The sequence below is a fragment of the Serratia sp. CY83965 genome, assembly GCF_052166375.1.
Classification (GTDB): Bacteria; Pseudomonadota; Gammaproteobacteria; order Enterobacterales; family Enterobacteriaceae; genus Serratia; species Serratia marcescens.
In genome coordinates this window covers 638488-659578 of record NZ_JBJNOV010000004.1, presented here as the reverse complement: position 1 = coordinate 659578, position 21091 = coordinate 638488, and the positions used below count along the sequence as shown (strand labels likewise).

Here is a 21091-nt window from a genome sequence, read left to right as displayed (position 1 = left end):
GTCGGCTCCTAGAACAGACCGCTTTGGGTTTTCAGCAGGTTTTCGACGTCCTTATCCACCTTGATATGAATTTCATGCTCGATCTTGACGTTCATATTGATGGTGATCGGATCCTTCGGCGTCGCCACCTCGATGCGCGGCACGCAGCCGCTCAGCAGCGAAACGCACAGCACCGCTGCCAGCGCCGACACACTCATGATTTTCATTGTTGCTCCCCAGGTTGTGAGAGGGCCTGCTCCAGCCACTCCTGTAAATTGTCGCCGAAGCGCAAACTGCGCCACAGCTGAAACACGTTTTCCTGATGGCGATAGTTCAGGATCACCTCGCGCTTGGCGCTTTTCTGCGGGTTGATGCCGTCGATGCGCGCGCTCAGCGTCAGCTCGCCCAGGTTGTCGAGATCGACCCGGGCGTGCGAACGGTTGATTTCCATGTAGCGCAGCCAGTCGATCGCCGCGCCGGTCGCCAGGTTGTTGCTGCCGATGGCGTCGGCCATGTCCTTGTCCAGGCGCAGCGTCAATGTGCCGGCGTTGGCGATCCAGCCGTTTTGCACCAGCCATTTCGGGTGATTCAGGAACAGCGGCAGCTCGCCGTCGACCCGGCCGGACATGGCGAACTGCTTCGGTTTCAGAGCGGTGAACAGCGCGCTGAGATCGACCTTGTCCAGCTTCAGCACCGCGGCGTCATGCTGCGGCAACCGCAGCGCCGACAGGCTGATATGCCCGTTGAGCATGTCCACGCCGACGTTGCTCAACGTCAGCGGCTGCCCTTCGCTATAAGGATAGGTGCCCTGCAAATCGGCGGAAATGTTCTGCATCTCGAACAGGTTGGTGAAAGACTTGATGCGCAGCGATACCGGCTGTTTGGCCCCCAATTGCCAGTGATGCTGCTTGAACCGGTACGACAGGATGAAATCCAGGCCGCTCATCTCCCCGTCCTTCAGCCACATGCCGCCGTTTTTCACCACCCAGTGGCCACCGGCCTCGAACCCTTGTTCGCGGGCGGCGGAAAACGCCGACTGCGCGTAAAACTCGCCGTCGCGCAGCGTGAGATTGAGATCCGGCGCCAGCAACGGTTGGAACACCTTCAGCGACTGTTTCGGCCACCAGGCTTCGCCGCGCAAACGTTCGCCGTCCCAACGGCCGCGCAGCGCGATCGGCCCAATCTGTTGCGCCTGCAGTTTGCCCTGCAGTTGGAAACTGTCCGGCGAACGGCCGTTCACCTGCAGCGCCAGCACCGGCGCCGGCAGATAGCCGCCATCGCTGAAGCTGACCTTATCCGCCGCCAGCTGCAGCTCACCGTTGAACTGCGGGCTTTGTTCATCACGCCGCCAGCGCAGCGGCTGGTTGAGGCTCAGGCGCGGCGCGGCGACCGTCACCAGGCCGTACTTCAACTTATCGAAGCCGGTGGAGAGTTTATCGAGCACCAACTCGCTGTCGCGCCAGCTGCCGCTGCCGGCCACGTCCCAGGCGGCCTGCAGCGGCGGCAAGCGGCCATTGCCCCAGTAGCGCCATTGCCAGTGGCCCTTGTCCGGCCAGAAATCCTGCGCCTGGCCGTCCAGATGCAGCTTGAAGCGGCCCCAGTAACTGTCGCTGGCGCTCAAAATCGCCTGCAGGCGGCCGGTGATACCGGCGGCGGTCACCTTCACGCCCGCCAGCGGCAAACGCGCCTCTTCCAGCGTCATTTCCGGCGTCACCTTGCCCCACAGGCGCAGCAACGAACCCGGCTGCAGAACCAGCGTCGGGTTGAGAATGCTGCCGCCGATCACGCCCGGGATCGACGCGGTAGTGGAAAAGTCGGCCAGATTGGCCTGGCCGGTCAGTTGGAAGCGCAGATCGCTGTCGGTCAACCCCACCTTGCCCGGCCCGAGGGTGAGCACCGCATTGCCCTTGCCGTTGTGACCCGCGGTGATGACGTTCAGCCGCGCGCTGATCTCCGTTTCATCCAGCCCTTTGCTCCAATCGTGCAGCGCGATACTGAGCCCGCCGTTCAACGGCTGCTCGCTGTACGGCCAACGCCACTCGCCCTGCTTGATGCTGACCCGCTGCGGCGCGACTTCCCACGGCAACACCGCCAGCGGGCGATCGTCACCTTTTTCGCTTACCGTCAACACGCCCTGCTGCTGTTGCCAGCGCATGTCCAGCAATACCGGTTTTTCCAGATAGGCGGTCTGCATTTCCCCCTGCAACGCGCCCTGCGTCGGCAGGCTAGCCAGATCCAACGGAATGGTTATCTTGCCGGCGAGGTGCAGCGGTTGTGCGCTGTTGGGCGGAACCACGGTCAGGCTCTGCAACGTCAGCTGCTGTTTTTCATCCAGCTGCGCCTCGGCGCTGAGATTCGGCCCCCGATAATGCAGACGTTGCCCGTCGGGGCCGGAGGAAAGCTGCAGCTTGCCGGCATAGCGCTGCCAGGGAATGAGCGTCAGGTCATTAATGGTGAGATCCAGCGGCGGCAGCTGTTGCTGCAGATGATCGAGCGCCAGCGGCGCGCTGTTGGCGTCGCCGCTCGGCAGTTTTGACAAACAGGCGCTATCGACGCTGACCTTATCGCTCGACAGCTGCCAGCGGCCCTGGCGGTAAGCCAACCGCGTCGGCCCGACGTTGGCCAACAGGCAATCTTGCGCAGTGAAATGCGCCCCCGCCAATGCCAGGCCGCCCTGGCGCCAGTGCAATTTGCCCTGCAATTCCAGGCGGCTCCCCGCCGGCAACCAATGCGATAACACCCCCGGCAGCCAGCGCGGCAAGGTTTGCCACAACGCCAGCACCAGGATTGCGCAGCCCGCCACCGTCCCTATGAATACTTTCAATCGCCTGGTCATTAAATGATTGCTTCGTTCCTGAGTTAGGCATTGGTTAAGTCTATGCCTGAATTGACAATAATGATGGCACGAATTTGACATAGGGTGAAGCCGAGCGGGCTCGCAGAAGCGATTTGCACCTTTTTGGCGCAAACGTGCGCGGAGTTGTAGATTTTCGTTACAACTACATCACATTAACAGGACAGTTTTCAGACTTTTGTTATTGTTGTTACCGTTGATGATTAATAGTCTTGCAACCATTCTAATAAAAGTTTAGCTGCTAGCTAACTGTGTACTAGAGAAGCCATTCCCCACACCCCCGTGGGGATTTTTTTGCCGTTAATTTCAAATCACGGCCTCAATAAAAGCCTGTACTATGCGGCTGTCGCTCGCTTTACGCCAGATAGCATAAATATCGCTGCGCATTTCATTCCCGCACTCGATATACGCCACCTCCCGCTGTCGCGCGAGGCTTTCAGGGACAAACGCATACCCCAACCCCGCTGTTACGCAGGCGAATATCACGTCGTAGCATTCCACCTCCAGTAGCGCGGCGGGGATGATTTGCTGCTTTTGCAGCCAGGCGTCCACCAGATGGCGATAGTGGCATTGACGCGAATAAACATAGAGATCGCTTTTTGCCAGCAACGCTGGCTGATACGCCCCGCCAATGAAGACCAAACGCTCCTGAAAAGCACGCCGGCTCTGCAACTGCGGATGTTCTATCGGCCCATCTGAAAACACCACGTCCAGAGTCCCTTTTTGCAATTGAAACTCCAGATTCAGCGAATAGCCTTGCACCACACTCAACTGAACGCGGCGGTTCTGCGCACGGTAATGCGCCAACTTTTGCGGCAGATGATGACTCAAGGCGATATCCAGCGCGCCAAGCTTCAATTCACCCTGTACCGGATCCTGTTCAAGCTGCGCTCGCGCCCGCTCTTCGATAGCCAAAAAGCGCTTGGCCTTATGGTAAAGCGCCCGGCCTTCCGGTGTGAGCGACAGCCGATTGCGCTCACGCTCAAATAGCGTAACGCCACACGCCGTTTCCAACTCTTTTAATTTCTTGGTCACGTTAGAGGGCACGCAAAACAGCCGCTCCGCCGCAGCCGTGAGACTCTCCGACTCAACCACCATGCAAAAGGTGACCAACTGAGCACGTTTCAACACCGCAAGCCTTCACCAAAAATGAATGATAACCGAACTTTATTTCACTTTTAATCAACCATCAAGCCCATAGAATGCTCGCAGTCGGCACATTGCTGCCTCCTGGAAATTCCAGTTTCATTATCGACAGAGGAAATAAACCATGATCACGCTCAACGTCTTTTTTCAGGTCAACCCGGCCAAACGCCCAGCTTTTCTCAGTCTGCTCAACACTATGGTGCAGGAATCCAATAAAGAAACCGGCTGCTCTTTTTACCAGCTTTGGCAATGCCAGAACGATGAAAACAGCTATGCGCTGATCGAAAACTGGGACGATAAGGCGGCGCTTTCGGCACACCAGAAAACGCCGCATTGGATCGCCTTTAACGATGCCGTCAACGGGTATTTGACCCATGATTACGATGAGCACCATTACACGGAAATCGCTCGCTAACATCGCGTGAACCGGCCCAATGCGGGCCGGTTTCATCCCCCTGTTTCATCGGACAAACCCCGTGCAGGACAAACCGCTAACCAATTGTCGAATTTACTAAAATCTGTTAAATTGATCACAAAATCACGGTGGAGAAACCACGATGAAATTGGCGATATACAGTACCAAACAGTATGACCGTAAATACCTCGAACTGGTGAACCAGCAGTTTGGCTATGAGCTGGAATTCTTCGACTTTTTACTCAGTAAAAAAACCGCCAAAACGGCCGCCGGTTGCAAGGCGGTGTGTATCTTCGTCAACGACGACGGCAGCCGTGAAGTGCTCGAAGAACTGGCGGCGCTGGGCGTCGAAATTCTCGCCCTGCGCTGCGCCGGTTTTAATAACGTCGATCTGGACGCCGCCAAAGAACTGGGCATCAAGGTGGTGCGCGTGCCGGCCTACTCGCCGGAGGCCGTGGCGGAACACGCGGTAGGCATGATGATGTGCCTGAACCGCCGTATTCACCGCGCTTATCAGCGTACCCGTGACGCCAACTTCTCGCTGGAAGGGCTGATCGGTTTTAACATGCACAATCGCACCGCCGGCGTGATCGGCACCGGTAAAATCGGCGTGGCGACAATGCGCATTCTGAAAGGCTTCGGCATGAAGCTGCTGGCCTACGATCCGTTTCCGAGCGAACAGGCGCTGGAACTGGGCGTGGAGTATGTCGATCTGAAGACGCTGTACGCGCAATCCGACGTGATCACCCTGCACTGCCCGCTGACGCCGGAGAACCACCATTTGCTGAATGCCGACGCCTTCGCGATGATGAAAAACGGCGTAATGGTGATCAACACCAGCCGCGGCGCGCTCATCGACTCCACCGCCGCCATCGATGCGCTGAAGCAGCAAAAAATCGGCTCCCTCGGGATGGACGTCTACGAGAACGAACGCGATCTGTTCTTTGAGGACAAGTCTAACGATGTGATTCAGGATGACGTGTTCCGCCGCCTGTCGGCCTGCCACAACGTGCTGTTCACCGGCCATCAGGCTTTCCTGACCGAAGAGGCGTTGACCAGCATTTCCCAAACCACGCTGCAGAACATCAGCCAGTTGGATCGCGGCGAAGCCTGCCCGAACCAGTTGAACGCCTGAGCGTAACCTCGGGGCGCCCTTGCGGCGCCCTGTTTATTTGAGAGAACGCGATGAGAAAAACCACGGTGGCCGCCCTTGCGGCGCTGGCCTTAGCGGGGTGCAGCATGAAACCACACACGGCCGTCACGCCAGGCGATCTGCTGCATCACAACTTCGTGTTGCAAAGCGTGGATGGCGACACGGCAAAATCACCGGCGGGCGGCGGGCTGCTCAATCTTGAGTTCGGCGAGAACCTGCATGTCTCCGGCACGATGTGCAACCGCTTTTTCGGTCAGGGGCAATTACGCGACGGCGTGCTGACGGTGAAATCGCTGGCCACGACGCGCAAGCTGTGCCCTGATGAGCAGCGCAACCGCTGGGATCGGGTGATCGGCACCGTGCTGGAAAACGGCGCCGAAGTGACGCTAAACGCACAGCAGCTGACGCTCACCGGCAGCGGCCACACGCTTATTTATACCCTGCGCGATTGGGTGTATTGATCCTGCAGGCCAGGCGCCGGGGCTTACCCGGCGCAGCTGCCCAGGGCCAGCGTGCGCTCTTCGCACTGCTTGCCGTTCGGCATCTGGCACATGCGCAGCGCTTCACCGTTCAAATTGTGCGCGATGGTGGTAACGCCACCGACCGCCGCGCAACCGGTGCTGGTCTGCAACGTATTGATTCTGGCACTGTTGCCCTGCTGTACTGGCTCTTCGTTATTGCTGCTGCAGGCGGCTAAAAGCAGCACGGCGCTGGCAAGCAGCCATTTTGATGTCGTCATTATCCCACTCCTGAACCCGGAACTGCGCTGTGTAAAATCGCCATTGCTGATAACGCGCGTCACTTGGCGGACACGTTTCGCTATCTTTGATGCAAACTTGTTTAATCTAGCTCGATATATAAATAATGAAAATATATTCCAGCCATTATTTGTCGTTTTTTTGCGCCGGCCGGACATTTATTTTGTTTGCAGAATATTTCCGTGACGGCGCCACTCGCTGCCAGGCGCTGGCCGCACGCAAAAAGTGATAACGTCACCGCTGCCATCGAGGAAGTTTTTCCCGCGACATTGGTATTAATTATCTTCGCGTGCTTTCATTGCGGCGGCGCATTTTTTGCTACCGGAGAGAACGATATTTGCGTCTATGCTGGCGGCGCTAAGTAATTAGCATTCCACTATTTTCAGTGAATGATAACTGAATTCTTCAACCGGCGCGACTTGCTGTCACGCCGGCTTTTTTTACATTAAAATAACACTCAGTGCACCGAGGCTTTCGACAGTAAATTAATCACCAGCACGCCGGCAATAATTAATCCCATGCCGACGATCGCCGGCCAATCCAATTTTTGCTGATAAACGAACACTGCGGCGACCGACACCAGCACGATGCCCATGCCCGACCAAATCGCATACACGATGCCCAGCGGCATGCTTTTGACCACCATCGACAGCCCCCAAAACGCCACGCCGTAGCCCAGCACCACCAGCAGCGACGGCCACAGGCGGGTAAAGCCCTCAGAGGCTTTCAACATGGTGGTGGCGATCACTTCCGCGACTATCGCCATCGTCAAATACATAAATGCGCTCATGGTTTTCTTCTGTCAATTTGCCGATGCGCAATTATGACGCGCCGGAAATAAATTGTCTTTAAACGGTGAAAACAATTTATTGCCCCGGCCCCTAATCGGCGAGGAAATACGCCTTTGACGATTTATCACCCGCCACACAAACACGATAAAGCCACGTTCGCCCCCTCTGTTAGACTTTTTCCATTACTGCGAAAGTGCGCTTTCGCGGCTTTGTGAGCAATGAAAAGGTAACGCCGATGATAACTACAGATGGTAATAATGCAGTCGCTTCCGTGGCCTATCGCACCAACGAAGTGATTGCCATCTACCCTATCACGCCAAGCTCCACCATGGCGGAGCAGGCGGACGCCTGGTCCGGCGATGGCCGGCAAAACATCTGGGGCGATATCCCCCGGGTGGTGGAAATGCAGTCGGAAGGCGGCGCGATCGCCACCGTGCACGGCGCCTTGCAAACCGGCGCGCTGTCGACCTCGTTCACTTCATCGCAGGGTCTGCTGCTGATGATCCCCACGCTGTACAAACTGGCCGGCGAGCTGACGCCGTTCGTGCTGCACGTCGCCGCGCGCACCGTGGCCACGCATGCGCTGTCCATCTTCGGCGACCATTCGGACGTGATGGCGGTGCGCCAAACCGGCTGCGCCATGCTGTGCGCCGGCAGCGTGCAGGAGGCGCAGGACTTCGCGCTGATCTCACAGACCGCCACCCTCAACGCGCGCGTGCCGTTTATCCATTTCTTCGACGGTTTCCGCACCTCGCACGAGATCAACAAGATTGTGCCTCTCAGCGACGATACGCTGCGGCAAATGCTGCCGCAGACGGCGATCGACGCCCACCGCAGCCGGGCGCTGTCGCCGGATCATCCGGTGGTGCGCGGCACTTCCGCCAACCCGGACACCTATTTCCAGTCGCGCGAAGCCACCAACCCGTGGTATGACGCCACCGGCCAACACGTGATCGACGCCATGGAAGCCTTCGCCGCCCTCACCGGCCGCCACTATCGGCCGTTCGACTATTACGGCCACCCGCAGGCCGAACGCGTGGTGGTGGTGATGGGCTCCGCCGCCGGCACCTGCGAAGAAGTGATCGACACCCTGCTGACCCGCGGCGAGAAAGTCGGCGTGCTGAAGGTGCGGCTGTTCCGGCCGTTCTCCGCCCAGCATCTGCTCGGCGCGCTGCCGGACAGCGTGCGCAGCGTCGCGGTGCTCGATCGCACCAAAGAACCGGGCGCGCTGGCCGAGCCGCTGTATCTGGACGTGATGACCGCGCTGGCGGAAGCCTACAGCCGAGGCGAGCGCGTCACGCTGCCGCGGGTGATCGGCGGCCGTTACGGCCTGTCATCGAAAGAGTTCGGCCCGGACTGTGCGCTGGCGGTGTTCCGTGAGCTGGCCCAGCCGCAGCCGCGCCCGCGCTTTACCGTCGGCATCTTCGATGATGTCACCGGGCTTTCACTGCCGCTGAGCGACGAAGTCCTGCCGCAGCGCGCCTCGCTGGAAGCGCTGTTCTACGGTTTGGGCAGCGACGGTTCGGTCTCGGCCACCAAGAACAACATCAAAATCATCGGCAACGCCACGCCGCTGTATGCGCAGGGCTATTTCGTCTACGACTCCAAAAAGGCCGGCGGCCTGACGGTGTCGCATCTGCGCGTCAGCGAGCAGCCGATCAATTCGGCCTATCTGGTCAGCCAGGCGGATTTCGTCGGCTGCCACCAGCTGCAGTTTATCGATAAGTACCAGATGGTTGAACGCCTGAAGCCCGGCGGCACCTTCCTGCTCAATACCCCTTACGGCGCCGATGAGGTCTGGTCGCGCCTGCCGCAGGAGGTTCAGGCGTTGTTGTACCAACGCCAGGCGCGTTTCTATATCATCAACGCCGCCAAGCTGGCGCGCGAATGCCGGCTCGGCGCGCGCATCAACACCGTGATGCAGATGGCGTTCTTCCATCTGACGCAGATCCTGCCGAGCGACGTGGCGCTGCAACAGCTGCAGGACGCCATCGCCCGCAGCTACAGCAGCAAGGGCCAAGAGATCGTCGAGCGCAACTGGCAGGCGCTGGGCGCCACCCGCGGTGCACTGATTGAAATTCCGCTGCAGCCGGTCGACGACAGCAGCCCGATGCGCCCGCCGGTGGTCTCGGACGCCGCGCCGGACTTCGTCAAAACCGTTACCGCCGCGATGCTGGCCGGGCTGGGCGATGCGCTGCCGGTTTCCGCCTTCCCGCCGGACGGCACCTGGCCGGTGGGCACCACCCAGTGGGAAAAGCGCAACATCGCCGAAGCGATCCCGATCTGGCAGCCCGACCTGTGCACCCAGTGCAACCACTGCGTCGCCGCCTGCCCGCACTCCGCCATTCGCGCCAAAGTGGTTCAGCCGGCGGAGATGGAACACGCCCCCGCCTCTCTGCAGTCTCTGGATGTCAAAGCGCGCGATATGCGCGGCCAGAAATACGTACTGCAAGTGGCGCCGGAAGATTGCACCGGCTGTAACCTGTGCGTCGAGGTCTGCCCGGCGAAAGATCGCCAGAACCCGGAGATCAAAGCCATCAACATGGCGTCGCGCCTCGATAATCTGACGGCGGAAAAAGACAACTACGACTTCTTCCTGCAGCTGCCGGAAATCGATCCGGCGCAGCTGGAGCGCATCGACATTCGCACCTCGCAGCTGATCACGCCGCTGTTCGAATACTCCGGCGCCTGCTCCGGCTGCGGCGAAACGCCGTACATCAAGCTGCTGACCCAGCTCTATGGCGACCGTTTGCTGATCGCCAACGCCACCGGCTGTTCCTCGATCTACGGCGGCAATCTGCCGACCACGCCTTACACCACCAATGCCGAAGGGCGCGGGCCGGCGTGGGCCAACTCGCTGTTCGAAGACAACGCCGAATTCGGCCTGGGCTTCCGTCTGACGGTCGATCAACATCGCGCACGGGTGCTGCGCCTGCTGAACTCGCTGGCGCCGCAGCTGCCGGAGCAGTTGGTCAATGCCTTGCAGATGGACGACGTGGCGCCGGAGCCGCGCCGGAAGCAAATCGCCGAACTGCGCACGCTGTTGGCGAGTTTCGAGGGTGAAGACGCACGCCAGCTGGCGGCCGATGCCGATTACCTGGTGGATAAATCCATCTGGCTGATCGGCGGGGACGGTTGGGCCTACGACATCGGCTTCGGCGGTTTGGATCACGTGCTCAGCCTGACGGAGAACGTCAACGTGCTGGTGCTCGACACTCAGTGCTACTCCAACACCGGCGGCCAGCAGTCGAAAGCCACGCCGCTGGGCGCGGTGACCAAGTTCGGCGAGCACGGCAAGCGCAAGGCGCGCAAGGATCTGGGCGTCAGCATGATGATGTACGGCCATGTCTACGTCGCGCAGATCTCGCTGGGGGCGCAGCTTAACCAGACGGTGAAAGCGATTCAGGAAGCCGAGGCCTATCCGGGGCCGTCGCTGATCATCGCCTATAGCCCGTGCGAAGAGCACGGCTACGATCTGGCGCTCAGCCACGATCAGATGAAACAGCTGACCGCCACCGGCTTCTGGCCGCTGTACCGCTTCGATCCGCGCCGCAGCGCCGAGGGCAAGGCCGCATTGGCGCTGGATTCGCGGCCGCCGAACAGCAGCCTGGCTGAAACGTTGCTGAACGAGCAGCGTTTCCGTCGCCTAAACGCGCAGCAGCCGGAGGTGGCCAGCGCGCTGTATCAGGCCGCCGAGAAAGAGCTGAAGGAGAAATACGATTTCCTCAGCCTGCTGGCCGGCAAGGCGGAAAAGTCCGCCGCTGAGTAACCCCTGTCAGGGCGCGAGCGATTCGCGCCCTGTTCTTTTACTACCGCCGGCGTAAATCGCAGCAACAAAACCTGCTGGCATTCCGGCGCGCAATCCGTACCATACAGGCCTCGCGTCGGGCGCATGGAAGCAGGATGATGAATAATGATCAAAATTGGCCGGTTGAATGGTAAACTCGCGGTCTACAACCCCATGCCCCTAGTGCCCCCCATTGAGAATGAGCACGATTTAAATGTCAGAAAAGCAATCCGTTAGCCAAAAAGAGCAGTACAACCTGAACAAATTGCAAAAGCGCCTGCGCCGCAACGTGGGCGAAGCGATCGCCGATTTCAATATGATTGAAGAAGGCGACCGCATCATGGTCTGTCTGTCCGGCGGCAAAGACAGCTACACCATGCTGGAGATCCTGCGCAATCTGCAGCAAAGCGCGCCGGTCAACTTCTCGCTGGTGGCGGTGAACCTCGATCAGAAACAGCCCGGCTTCCCGGAGCATATTCTTCCCGCCTATCTGGAAAGCCTGGGGGTGGAATACAAGATCGTCGAAGAAAACACCTACAGCATCGTTAAAGACAAGATCCCGGAAGGGAAAACCACTTGTTCACTGTGTTCGCGCCTGCGCCGCGGCATTCTGTACCGCACCGCCACCGAACTGGGCGCCACCAAGATCGCATTGGGCCACCACCGCGACGACATTCTGCAGACGCTGTTCCTCAACATGTTCTACGGCGGCAAGATGAAAGGCATGCCGCCCAAGCTGATGAGCGACGACGGCAAACACGTGGTCATCCGCCCGCTGGCCTATTGCCGCGAGAAAGACATCGAGCGTTTCTCGATCGCCAAAGCGTTCCCGATCATTCCATGCAACCTGTGCGGCTCGCAGCCTAATTTGCAGCGCCAGGTGATCGGCGACATGCTGCGCGACTGGGACAAGCGTTACCCAGGCCGGTTGGAAACCATGTTCAGCGCCATGCAGAACGTGGTGCCTTCGCACCTGAGCGATATCAACCTGTTCGATTTCAAAGGCATTCACCACGGCAGCGCCGTGGTGGACGGCGGCGATTTGGCCTTCGATCGCGAAGACATCCCGATGCAGCCGGTCGGCTGGCAGCCGGAAGACTCGGACGACGCGGCGCCTGCGCCAGAGCGTTTGAACGTGCTGGAAATCAAATAAGCCCCCTCGCCGCTTGCCATCCTGCGAGCGGCGACATTTCCCTTTCCCGACGATCTCGATCCTGTTCACAGTTTGCGCAAAATTTGCTGGGCAGTGCCGTTTTTACCCTATACTGTTTATTTATACAGTCATATGGAGATCGCGCAATGAATATCACCCCCTGCCTGTCCCACGTCTCGCTGGGCTCCAACGATTTCGAGGCCGCCGCCGCCTTTTACGATCGTGCGCTGGCCGCTTTGGGTTGCCGACGGGTACTGGAGCATCCCGGCGCCATTGGTTACGGCCGCGACTACCCGGAGTTTTGGCTACAGGTGCCGATCGACGGCCGGCCGGCCTCACCCGGCAACGGCACGCACGTCGGTTTTTTCGCCACCAGCAAGCAACAGGTGGATGAATTCCATCGCCAGGCGCTGCTGGCCGGCGCCGTCGATGAAGGCGCGCCCGGTTCGCGGCCGCATTACGGCGAGGCTTACTACGGCTGCTTTGTTCGGGATTTGGATGGGCACAAGATTGAAGCCAGCTTCTGGGATGAAAGCGCGGCCTGAAGAAGAAAGGAAGCCGAATAAAAAAATGCCGGTGATTAAACCGGCATTGTACGAATCAAATGTGCTATGCAGTAATTCAAAAATAAGAAAGTAAGACAATTATGGAGCGCAACGCCCATCGCTTGACGTTGCATTCACCTGCGAGAGAGATCATGCCCCATTTCCCCCGGCTAAATGTTGATATTGCTCAATGTTAACCGGGTTTTCGTCATTTTTGCCTACAGCCAGCGGCTGCGCTTCAACCACCAGGCGACGCCAAGCACCAATCCGACCAGCATCAGGCAAAATGCCGCGAAACCGAAAGGATTACCGCCGCCCGGAATACCGCCAAGGTTGACCCCGAACAGCCCGGTCAGGAAAGTGGTGGGCAGAAATACCATCGCCAACAATGACATGGTGTAAGTGCGGCGGTTCATCGCGTCGGCCATCACCGTGGTGATTTCGTCGGACAAGATGGCGGTGCGTGCAATGCTGCCGTCCAGATCGTCCAATCCCCGTCCCAGGCGATCGGCGATATCCTGCATGCGGCGGCGATCGTCGTCGCTCATCCACGGCAGGCGGTCGCTGGCCAGCCGCGCGAAGACGTCGCGCTGCGGCGCCATGTAACGGCGCAGCACGATCAGCTGTTTACGGATCAGCGCCAGCTGGCCGCGCTCCGGCACCTGCTGCTCCAGCAAGGCGTCCTCCAGATCGATAATCTTGTCGTGCAGATCCTCGATAAATTCGCTGGTGTGATCGGTCAACGCATCGGAAATTTCCACCAGCCAGCTGCCGCTGTTGGTCGGCCCAGCGCCGCTTTGCAAATCGTTCACCACCTGATCGATGGAATACACCTTGCGGTGCCGGGTGGAGATAATCAGCTTGTCGGTGATATATACGCGGATGGTGACCAGCTGATCCGGCCGGGAATTAGCGTTAAAGTTGATGCTGCGCAGGGTGATCATGGTGCCTTCGCCCTGGCGGCTGACGCGCGGCCGTGAGCTTTCGCCGGAGAGCGCTTCGCGCACCGAGTCCGGCAGCAGCGGCGTGGTACTCAGCCATTCAGCGCTGGCCGGGTGCGCGTAATCAAGATGCAGCCAGCACGGCGCGTCGCAGGTGATCTTGTCATCCTGTTCGATCGGCGTGACGCCCCCCTTGCCGTCGAGCTGGTAGGCGTAAACCGCATCGGCGACCTGCAGCTCGCTCCCCTCAATCACATCCATTCATTTATCCCCTCAGTCTTGCTTATGTTGCTGAGTCTAGCGTTAACGTCTTGGAGATCAAAGGCCAAGCTGTAACGCCAGTTTTCTCGTTGTCCCATAAACGTGTTCTATACTTCTGCCGCAAGGAACGCCAGACAGCCCGAGAGGAGACTCGCATGTTACAAATCAGCACCGCAGATATCTTGAAAGTCGTCTTACCGACCGTCATTACGCTGTTTATCGCCGTGGTCAAAACCCCTTTTCGCATTCGGCGGGAAAAACACGATAAGTTGCTCAAACTGCTCGAGTCTGTCGAGAAACCCCACGCCGCCCCCATTTGCCTGCTGCAGTTTCGAGACTATATGGGAAATAAAACCATCAGGCTGACGGCATTGCGGCTACTGCTGGCGCTGCCGGACAGCGTGACCGCGCTGGAACGTTATCGCTTCACCGGTGGCCGCCAGCAAATCCTGCGCGCCACGTCCGCAGGCTTCGTTTTGCGGCCAAACGCCGATAGCAAGTTCAAACGTTTTTTGCTTTCCGGCCGTTATTTCTTGCTGTACCTGCTGTTCGTCATGCTGCTGGTGCTATTGCTGGCACTGGCGCAATGGGGGCTGCGTGGGGTAGAAATCACCACCACGTCGATCACCTATCTGCCCGGTGCGCGCATCGGCGACGGCTGGCAACTGCTGTTCCTCGGCTTATTGTTTACTATCATTATGCTTAGCCTGGTATTCATGATTTTCAGACAGTTGATGCTGGCGGGCAATCTCAGCTCGGAAAGCGCCTTTTATCGTTACTATCAACAGGCGCGTGAGGAACAACGATGTCGGGAACTCCTAAGACAAATGCGCGATGTTCTGTGCCGTATCTGATGGGGATGCGCCGCTTGTTTCGCCGCGCGATAGCGACGCTGCTGTTCGCCGGGCAAACGGCCTATGCGCAGCCGACGCTGGAGCGCATCGCCGTTCCGTTTCGCGTAGCGACGGCGGCGGGCGATTTTTCTTACTATGTCGCCCATGAGCACCGCCCCCAGCCGCGTACCGCGCTGGTGGTGATGCACGGGCATCCACGCGACGCCGCCAAGACGTTGCAAGCGGCGATCGATGCCGCGCAGGGAGCGGGAGGCAACAGCTTGCTGGTCGCCCCGCTGTTCCAGGTGCCGGTAAAACTCGCCGTCCACTGCCATTCCGCCGGTCTACCCCGGCCGCAAGACGGTGACGCTCTCTGGCGCTGCGGCTCGTGGATCGCAGGCAATTTGGATAATAGCGGGAAAACCGGCTCGTTCAACGCCATGGATAACCTGCTGGCCGATCTGAAACGGCGTTGGCCGTCGCTGCAGTCGATAACCGTGGCCGGTTTTTCCGCCGGCGCCCAGTTCGTGCAACATTATGTCGGCTTTGCTCAACCGCCAAGCGGAGTGCGTCTGCGCTATGTGGTGGCCGATCCCGGCAGCTGGCTCTATTTTGATCGTCTGCGCCCTCTGCCCACAAGCTGGGGAAGCTGCGGCAGTGAGAAAACCTGCCGCTTCCGCTGGCAAACGCTGGACGCCGGCCGCTGTCCGCAGGCCAATCGCTGGAAATTCGGTCTGGAAGCGCTTCCCGCTCACCTGCAGCGCGCCGCAGACGCGGCTCGCCGGCGCTATGCTGCGGCCGATATCACCTATCTGGCCGCCGCCGATGATACCGGCACGGCGCCGGGCGCCTACTATCGGATACTCGACAAATCCTGCGCCGCCCAGCTGCAGGGCCCCTATCGATTGCAGCGCGCCCTGGCCTACGCCGACTACGATCGGCGTTACCTGGCGCCCCAGAAGCCGCATCGGTTAACGATCGTTCCCGGCTGCGGGCACAATGTCGCCTGCGTCTTTCCCGCCCCGACGGCCAGGCAGGCGCTTTTCCCCATTAATGCAGACTAATAATAACGGCAATGAAATAAACCCTTGCCGATAAATCGGACAATATCGCCGATAAAGCGCTGGCAATAGCGTTATTATTATGACTTAACATATTGCTATCAATTTTAATTCAAAATGATAATAATAAATCAACACAAAGCTGTTTCAGCGCAAATTTTAGGGGCATATACTTTTCTCACTACGAGGAGGTAGTTATGTTACGCGACCATTTAAAAATAAACGCCAGCGATACGCTGGAAAAAATCAGCAATATCCATTTGCAAAACCAGGGCCAGGAAGAGATCAGTGAGTTCGTGGTGAAAAACGCCGCCGGCCTGCAGATTGGCAAGGTCTCCGTCCACGATCGTTTCAGCACTCGTCGCTCTTACCCCACCAGCTACCGCATCACCCAAACCGACATGAGTGGCCGTGTGGTGGTGGATGCCATGCGGGACTGTCTATAAGCGTAACCACTCGCTGAAATAGCGAAACAATAATGTGATGATGGCAACCCTGTTTATTATTAAACGGGGTTTATCGCGTGGAAAAATTAATTACCTTCGTTGTTGCAGCGTCGAGAAAATAAAGCCCCCGCATTAGACGGGGGCGATCAATAAATCGACTCAGTGTTTGATGATATACATCGTTTGACTATAGGCCACGTCTTCCGGATTGGTGATCGGGTAGCCTTTTACCCACGGTTTGATCAGGCGGCCGTTGGTGTATTGGTAAATCGGCGCGATCGGCGCCTGATCGGCAATGATCTGTTCCATTTTGTTGTAATCGGCGGTCACCGCCGCCGGATTGGTTTCCCGCCCCGCCTGCGCCAGCAGCTTGTCGTAGTCCGCGTTCTTGAACTTGGCGATGTTGCCGCTGTGGGTGGAGGTCAGCAGCGACAGGAAGGTCGACGCCTCGTTATAGTCACCCACCCAGGAGGCGCGGATCACATCAAAATTGCCGGTGTTGCGGCTGTCGATATAGGTTTTCCACTCCTGATTCTGCAGCTTGACGTCAATACCGAGCTTTTTCTTCCACATCGAGGCCACGGCGATGGCGATCTTCTGGTGGCTTTCCGAGGTGTTATACAGCAGCGTCAGTTTCAGCGGGTTGTTCGGGCCGTAACCGGCCGCCTGCAGCAACGCCTTGGCCTGTGCATCCAACTCCGCCTGTGATTGCTGTTGCAGCAAGCTCGCTTCCGGTTTGAACCCGGCGGTCACATCCGGCGTGAAGTGATAGGCCGGTTTTTCGCCGGTGCCCAGCACTTTTTCCGCGATAATCTTGCGATCGATGGCGTAGGACAAAGCCTGGCGCACCCGCACGTCGTTGGTTGGCACGCGCTGGGTGTTGAACGCGTAGTAATAGGTGCCCAGTTGATCCGGCGTGTACACCTGCCCCGGAATGTCTTTCAGCAGCTTCTGATACATGTTTTTCGGGAAGGATTCGGTGATGTCGATGTCACCCGCCAGGTAACGCTTGGTGGCGTTGGATTCCTGGTTGATCGGCACGAAGGTCACTTTAGTCAGCACGGTACGCGCATGATCCCAGTAATAGTCGTTAGGCGTCAGCACCAGCTTCTCGTTCACCACCCGCTCCTGCAGTTTGAACGCGCCGTTGCCCACCAGATTGCCGACCTTGGTCCAATCATTGCCGTATTTTTCCACCACCGTCTTATTGACCGGGAACAGGCTGAAGTTGGCCGTCAGGCTGACGAAGTACGGCACCGGTTTGTCCAGCTGCACTTTAAGCGTGTAGTCGTCCGGCGCCGACACGCCTAAACGATCGGCCGGCAATTTGCCGCTGATGATCTGCTCGGCGTTCTGGATCCCCGCCAGCTGCGCGAACCAGGCGAACGGCGACAGGTTTTTCGGCTCTACCAGCCGCTGCCAGCTGTAAACGAAATCCTTCGCCGTGACAGGGTCACCGTTTGACCACCGCGCGTCTTTGCGCAGATGGAAGATATAAGTCTGGTTGTCGCTGGTCTGCCAACGCGTGGCGACGCCGGGGATCACTTTACCGCTGGCGTCCTGATTGACCAGCCCTTCGAACAAATCGCGCGCCAGCTGAGCCTCCGGCAAGCCTACCGCTTTGATCGGATCGAGCGAGGCCGGTTCGTCTTTAATGTGGCGCACGATTTCCTGTTTGGCCGCCAACGCGGTGCCCGGGGGAACCTGCGCCGCCATAGCGCTGCTCATACAGGCGCCGATCGCCGCCGCGCAAAGCGCCAAACGAAAACCCCGTTGCATTCTTCTTCCCGTCATTATGATTTTCCCCCGTTAACCATCTGAATTTTTTATCATATAGCACAAGATCCATCCGGCCTAGAGCCCGCGGTCGAGAAGTTGCAAAAAGTGCGATTCAGGCGATAAAAAACCCGTGCGGCGCAGGGCGGCACGGGCGGTGTTTGCAGCGGCGACCGTCAGTCGTACAGGTGGATGCTGTTGATGCGGTAGCTGAACTCTTCGCCCTCTTCTTCATCGAACACGGTGAAAAAACCTTTCTCGGCCAGCGGACGAGCCGAGATATCGGTTTTTTGCAGCTGGCGCGCGTCGGCGTCGTCATAACCGTAGTCGAGGTAGAAGGCATCTTTCTGGTAATCGATATGCAGGGTGAACGGATAGTTCGATTCGTCACCGCGCCCGTCGTCGTTTTTCACCACGCCGAACCATTCCCCCTGGCGGATCTGGTTTTCAGCGTCCACGCCGCACAGCAGCGTGATGGTGTCATTTTCATTTTCGCTATAGCTGGCGATGATTCTGGCTACTGGCATGTTAAATCCTCTTGCGGGTGATTGGCTTAGCACTGCCGTTAGTATAACAATAGCGTCAGGCCAGGTGCGGTTTAATTGGCGTTTTCACCGCAGCGGCCTCACAGATCGCGCAAACGCCGCACAATTGCGATGGGAAAGATGTCTCAAAGCGTAATACACTGAATAAAATGACAATGACTCTCGACCTTTCATCCAGGGACAACACCATGACCGAACATCGACCACGCAGTGAACGTGGCCAGTTGGCCATCGCAGGAGAGAACTACGGCAGCTCGCTGCTGGGCGCGCCGCTGCTCTATTTCCCGGCGGCGAACGGCGGGCCGCAGACCGGGCTGATCATCGCCGGCACCCACGGCGATGAGAGCGCCGCCATCGTGACCCTGTCCTGCGCGCTGCGCAGCATCGCCCCCGAGCAGTTGCGCCACCACGTGGTGCTGGCGGTCAACCCCGACGGCTGCCAGCTGGGGCTGCGCGCCAATGCCAACGGCGTCGATCTGAACCGCAACTTCCCGGCCGCCAACTGGCGCTCCGGCGACACCGTCTACCGTTGGAACAGCGCGGCGCCGGTGCGCGACGTCAAACTCTCCACCGGCGGGCGCCCCGGTTCCGAACCGGAAACCCAGGCGCTGTGTCACCTGATCCATCGCCTGAAGCCGCACTGGGTGGTGTCGTTCCACGAGCCGCTGGCCTGCATCGAAGATCCCGCCAGTTCGCGGCTCGGCGTTTGGCTGTCGCACAAGTTCGAGCTGCCGCTGGTGACCAGCGTCGGTTATGAAACGCCCGGCTCGTTCGGCAGCTGGTGCGCGGATCTGTCGCTGCCGTGCATCACCGCCGAATTCCCGCCGATCTCCGCCGATGCCGCCAGCGAGCGTTACATCGACGCGATGACCGAGCTGTTGACCTACCCGAATTAATCCCTACGGGGCGATATCGACGATCGCCCCGCATTCGAACGCCAGGCCCGGTTCGGCGTCCCGCGCCAGCCAGGTCGGGCCGTCCAGATCGACGAAGCGCGCCGCCGGCGCCAGCGGCAAGGCAGCGGATATCGCCCGCGACGTACACAACATGCAGCCGAGCATGATGGCGAACCCTTGTTCGCGCGCGGCCTGCGCCAGCGCCAACGCCTCGGTCAAGCCGCCGGTTTTGTCCAATTTGATGTTGACCATCTGATAGCGCCGCGCCAACTGCGGCAGATCGGCGCGGGTGTGGCAGCTTTCATCGGCGCAGATCGGCAGCGGATGAATAAAGTGCTCCAACGCGGCGTCGTCACCGGCCGGCAACGGTTGCTCCAGCATCGCCACGCCGAGATCGGCCAGCAGCTGGCAGCGCGCCGCCAGCCCTTCCGCCTGCCATGACTCATTGGCGTCGACGATCAGCGTCGTCTGCGGCACCGCGGCGCGGATCGCCACCAGCCGCTCGCTGATATAGTGATCGTCGAGTTTGATCTTCAGCAGTGTGGCGCCCTGCCGCTCCAGCTCGCGCGCGGCGAAGGCCATCGCTTCCGGCGTGCCAATGCTGACGGTCTGCGCCATGCGGATCTGCGCCGGCGCCGTCACGCCGCTGCGCTGCCACAGGCTCTGCCCGTGCAGCCTGCACTCCAGATCCCACAGCGCCGAATCCAGCGCGTTGCGGGCCGCGCCCGCCGGCATCTGCGTCAGCAGCTGCTCGCGGGTGATGCCCCGAGCGATCGCCGGCGCCATCTCTGCCAGCTGCGCCATCACCGATTCCTCGCTCTCGCCGTAGCGCGGATACGGCGTGCATTCACCGGTGCCGCGCACGCCCTGCTGTTCGATTTCGACCACCACCACCCGGGCTTCGGTGCGGCTGCCGCGCGCAATCACGAAGGCGGTATGCAGCGGCCAGGCTTCCGGGTAAAAACGCATGTCTCTCATAACGGCTCCTGAGCGAAAACTGCGCATTCAGCCAGGCTGATGCGCCGGTGATGTTTTATAGAACAGTCTAATATATACAACTATTTAGCAAACTTTGATATCCAATCCGTCCCGGTTGTCATAAACTGGCGCCAGGGTGTGAACCTGATGTTAACTGCCGTTGTCGGCGCGCCGCTTCATCAGGTTCATACCCTTTGTATAAACACCTGTAAAAGGAATCTAGCAATGACTCAGACAGTACATTTTCAAGGCAATCCGGTCGGCGTAGCGGGCAAGCTGCCACAGCAGGGCGAACAGGCCAAGGCCTTCTCGCTGGTTGCCAAAGACCTGTCAGACGTGGCGCTGAGCAGCTTCGCGGGTAAACGCAAAGTCCTGAACATCTTCCCAAGCATCGATACCGGCGTCTGCGCGACGTCGGTGCGTAAATTCAACCAGCTGGCCAGCGGCCTGGATAACACCGTGGTGCTGTGCATCTCCGCCGATCTCCCGTTCGCGCAGTCTCGTTTCTGCGGCGCGGAAGGCCTGAGCAACGTGGTCACCCTGTCCACCCTGCGCGGCGCCGAGTTCAAGCAGGCGTACGGCGTCGAAATCACCGAAGGCCCATTGGCGGGCCTGACCGCGCGCGCGGTCGTGGTGCTGGATGGCCAGGACAACGTACTGTACAGCGAGCTGGTGAACGAAATCACCACCGAGCCGGACTACGACGCGGCGCTGGCTGCGCTGAAATAACAAAGCCGGCGAACGCCGGCTTTGGAAACACGCTAAAGGCGCCG

General features: G+C 59.2%; 20 protein-coding genes. 11 read left to right on the top strand and 9 right to left on the bottom strand.

Annotated features, from left to right (window positions below; translation table 11 throughout):
- Nucleotides 1-8: 8 nt before the first annotated feature.
- The 3 genes from ACJ8PL_RS14060 to ACJ8PL_RS14050 all read right to left on the bottom strand — a co-directional run bounded on the left by ACJ8PL_RS14060 (nucleotide 9) and on the right by ACJ8PL_RS14050 (nucleotide 3964).
- Nucleotides 9-206, bottom strand: a complete 198-nt coding sequence (locus tag ACJ8PL_RS14060) for a YnbE family lipoprotein (RefSeq protein WP_004930472.1) — start codon at nucleotides 204-206, stop codon at nucleotides 9-11.
- Nucleotides 203-2815 (bottom strand): YdbH family protein, encoded by a 2613-nt coding sequence (locus ACJ8PL_RS14055; RefSeq protein WP_442531221.1) that lies wholly within the window; start codon nucleotides 2813-2815, stop codon nucleotides 203-205. Before ACJ8PL_RS14055 ends, ACJ8PL_RS14060 begins: the two co-directional genes overlap by 4 nt.
- A gap of 324 nt (nucleotides 2816-3139) precedes the next feature.
- Entirely contained in the window at nucleotides 3140-3964 is an 825-nt protein-coding gene (locus ACJ8PL_RS14050) for a LysR family transcriptional regulator (RefSeq protein WP_442531220.1), read from the bottom strand.
- A gap of 139 nt (nucleotides 3965-4103) precedes the next feature.
- Here ACJ8PL_RS14050 and ACJ8PL_RS14045 point away from each other — a divergent pair, with 139 nt between their 5' ends.
- From ACJ8PL_RS14045 to hslJ, 3 genes are all read left to right on the top strand, one after another.
- Complete coding sequence (locus tag ACJ8PL_RS14045; protein ID WP_016927572.1) at nucleotides 4104-4394, top strand: putative quinol monooxygenase; 291 nt, start codon at nucleotides 4104-4106, stop codon at nucleotides 4392-4394.
- Nucleotides 4395-4536: 142 nt separating this feature from the next.
- Nucleotides 4537-5529 carry a 2-hydroxyacid dehydrogenase gene (locus tag ACJ8PL_RS14040; protein WP_442531219.1) on the top strand — a complete coding sequence of 331 codons (993 nt, stop codon included), beginning with the start codon at nucleotides 4537-4539 and terminating at the stop codon, nucleotides 5527-5529.
- A gap of 50 nt (nucleotides 5530-5579) precedes the next feature.
- Nucleotides 5580-6008, top strand: coding sequence for a heat shock protein HslJ (hslJ, locus tag ACJ8PL_RS14035; RefSeq protein ID WP_033640169.1), 429 nt, complete (start codon nucleotides 5580-5582; stop codon nucleotides 6006-6008).
- 23 nt (nucleotides 6009-6031) lie between these two features.
- On the opposite strand, the gene ACJ8PL_RS14030 is transcribed toward hslJ, so the two are convergent.
- Nucleotides 6032-6286 (bottom strand): DUF333 domain-containing protein, encoded by a 255-nt coding sequence (locus tag ACJ8PL_RS14030; protein ID WP_016927569.1) that lies wholly within the window; start codon nucleotides 6284-6286, stop codon nucleotides 6032-6034.
- Nucleotides 6287-6762: 476 nt separating this feature from the next.
- A complete protein-coding gene (ssmE, locus tag ACJ8PL_RS14025) occupies nucleotides 6763-7095 on the bottom strand; it encodes a multidrug efflux SMR transporter SsmE (protein ID WP_004930487.1) in 333 nt (110 codons plus the stop codon).
- Between the two features lie 236 nt (nucleotides 7096-7331).
- Here ssmE and nifJ point away from each other — a divergent pair, with 236 nt between their 5' ends.
- The 3 genes from nifJ to ACJ8PL_RS14010 all read left to right on the top strand — a co-directional run bounded on the left by nifJ (nucleotide 7332) and on the right by ACJ8PL_RS14010 (nucleotide 12581).
- The gene (gene nifJ / locus ACJ8PL_RS14020) at nucleotides 7332-10865 is read left to right on the top strand and encodes a pyruvate:ferredoxin (flavodoxin) oxidoreductase (protein WP_097101942.1); all 3534 of its coding nucleotides are present in this window, start codon (nucleotides 7332-7334) and stop codon (nucleotides 10863-10865) included.
- 232 nt (nucleotides 10866-11097) lie between these two features.
- Nucleotides 11098-12036, top strand: a complete 939-nt coding sequence (gene ttcA / locus ACJ8PL_RS14015; RefSeq protein WP_004930494.1) for a tRNA 2-thiocytidine(32) synthetase TtcA — start codon at nucleotides 11098-11100, stop codon at nucleotides 12034-12036.
- A gap of 146 nt (nucleotides 12037-12182) precedes the next feature.
- Nucleotides 12183-12581 (top strand): VOC family protein, encoded by a 399-nt coding sequence (locus tag ACJ8PL_RS14010; RefSeq protein WP_004930496.1) that lies wholly within the window; start codon nucleotides 12183-12185, stop codon nucleotides 12579-12581.
- 218 nt (nucleotides 12582-12799) lie between these two features.
- On the opposite strand, the gene zntB is transcribed toward ACJ8PL_RS14010, so the two are convergent.
- On the bottom strand, nucleotides 12800-13783 hold the full coding sequence (gene zntB / locus ACJ8PL_RS14005; protein WP_016927567.1) for a zinc transporter ZntB: 984 nt from the start codon (nucleotides 13781-13783) through the stop codon (nucleotides 12800-12802).
- Nucleotides 13784-13938: 155 nt separating this feature from the next.
- On the opposite strand from zntB, the gene ACJ8PL_RS14000 reads away from it, so the two are divergent.
- The 3 genes from ACJ8PL_RS14000 to ACJ8PL_RS13990 all read left to right on the top strand — a co-directional run bounded on the left by ACJ8PL_RS14000 (nucleotide 13939) and on the right by ACJ8PL_RS13990 (nucleotide 16123).
- The gene (locus tag ACJ8PL_RS14000) at nucleotides 13939-14637 is read left to right on the top strand and encodes a hypothetical protein (protein ID WP_284065331.1); all 699 of its coding nucleotides are present in this window, start codon (nucleotides 13939-13941) and stop codon (nucleotides 14635-14637) included.
- Nucleotides 14589-15680, top strand: coding sequence for a hypothetical protein (locus tag ACJ8PL_RS13995; protein WP_053090356.1), 1092 nt, complete (start codon nucleotides 14589-14591; stop codon nucleotides 15678-15680). The genes ACJ8PL_RS14000 and ACJ8PL_RS13995 overlap by 49 nt, the downstream gene beginning before the upstream one ends.
- 194 nt (nucleotides 15681-15874) lie before the next feature.
- Nucleotides 15875-16123: a hypothetical protein gene (locus tag ACJ8PL_RS13990; protein WP_004930507.1), complete on the top strand. Its 249-nt coding sequence runs from the start codon at nucleotides 15875-15877 to the stop codon at nucleotides 16121-16123.
- Nucleotides 16124-16282: 159 nt separating this feature from the next.
- On the opposite strand, the gene ACJ8PL_RS13985 is transcribed toward ACJ8PL_RS13990, so the two are convergent.
- Together ACJ8PL_RS13985 and ACJ8PL_RS13980 are read right to left on the bottom strand one after the other, a co-directional pair.
- Nucleotides 16283-17917 carry a peptide ABC transporter substrate-binding protein gene (locus tag ACJ8PL_RS13985; protein ID WP_199561500.1) on the bottom strand — a complete coding sequence of 545 codons (1635 nt, stop codon included), beginning with the start codon at nucleotides 17915-17917 and terminating at the stop codon, nucleotides 16283-16285.
- Nucleotides 17918-18075: 158 nt separating this feature from the next.
- Nucleotides 18076-18426 (bottom strand): hypothetical protein, encoded by a 351-nt coding sequence (locus ACJ8PL_RS13980; RefSeq protein WP_015378006.1) that lies wholly within the window; start codon nucleotides 18424-18426, stop codon nucleotides 18076-18078.
- Nucleotides 18427-18632: 206 nt separating this feature from the next.
- Between ACJ8PL_RS13980 and mpaA the strand changes: the two genes are divergently transcribed.
- Nucleotides 18633-19340 (top strand): murein tripeptide amidase MpaA, encoded by a 708-nt coding sequence (mpaA, locus tag ACJ8PL_RS13975; RefSeq protein WP_028128339.1) that lies wholly within the window; start codon nucleotides 18633-18635, stop codon nucleotides 19338-19340.
- A gap of 3 nt (nucleotides 19341-19343) precedes the next feature.
- Here mpaA and ycjG read toward each other — a convergent pair whose 3' ends face one another.
- Entirely contained in the window at nucleotides 19344-20318 is a 975-nt protein-coding gene (gene ycjG, locus ACJ8PL_RS13970) for an L-Ala-D/L-Glu epimerase (protein ID WP_442531218.1), read from the bottom strand.
- A 225-nt stretch (nucleotides 20319-20543) separates the two neighbouring features.
- Between ycjG and tpx the strand changes: the two genes are divergently transcribed.
- On the top strand, nucleotides 20544-21047 hold the full coding sequence (gene tpx / locus ACJ8PL_RS13965) for a thiol peroxidase (RefSeq protein WP_016927561.1): 504 nt from the start codon (nucleotides 20544-20546) through the stop codon (nucleotides 21045-21047).
- Nucleotides 21048-21091: the final 44 nt, after the last annotated feature.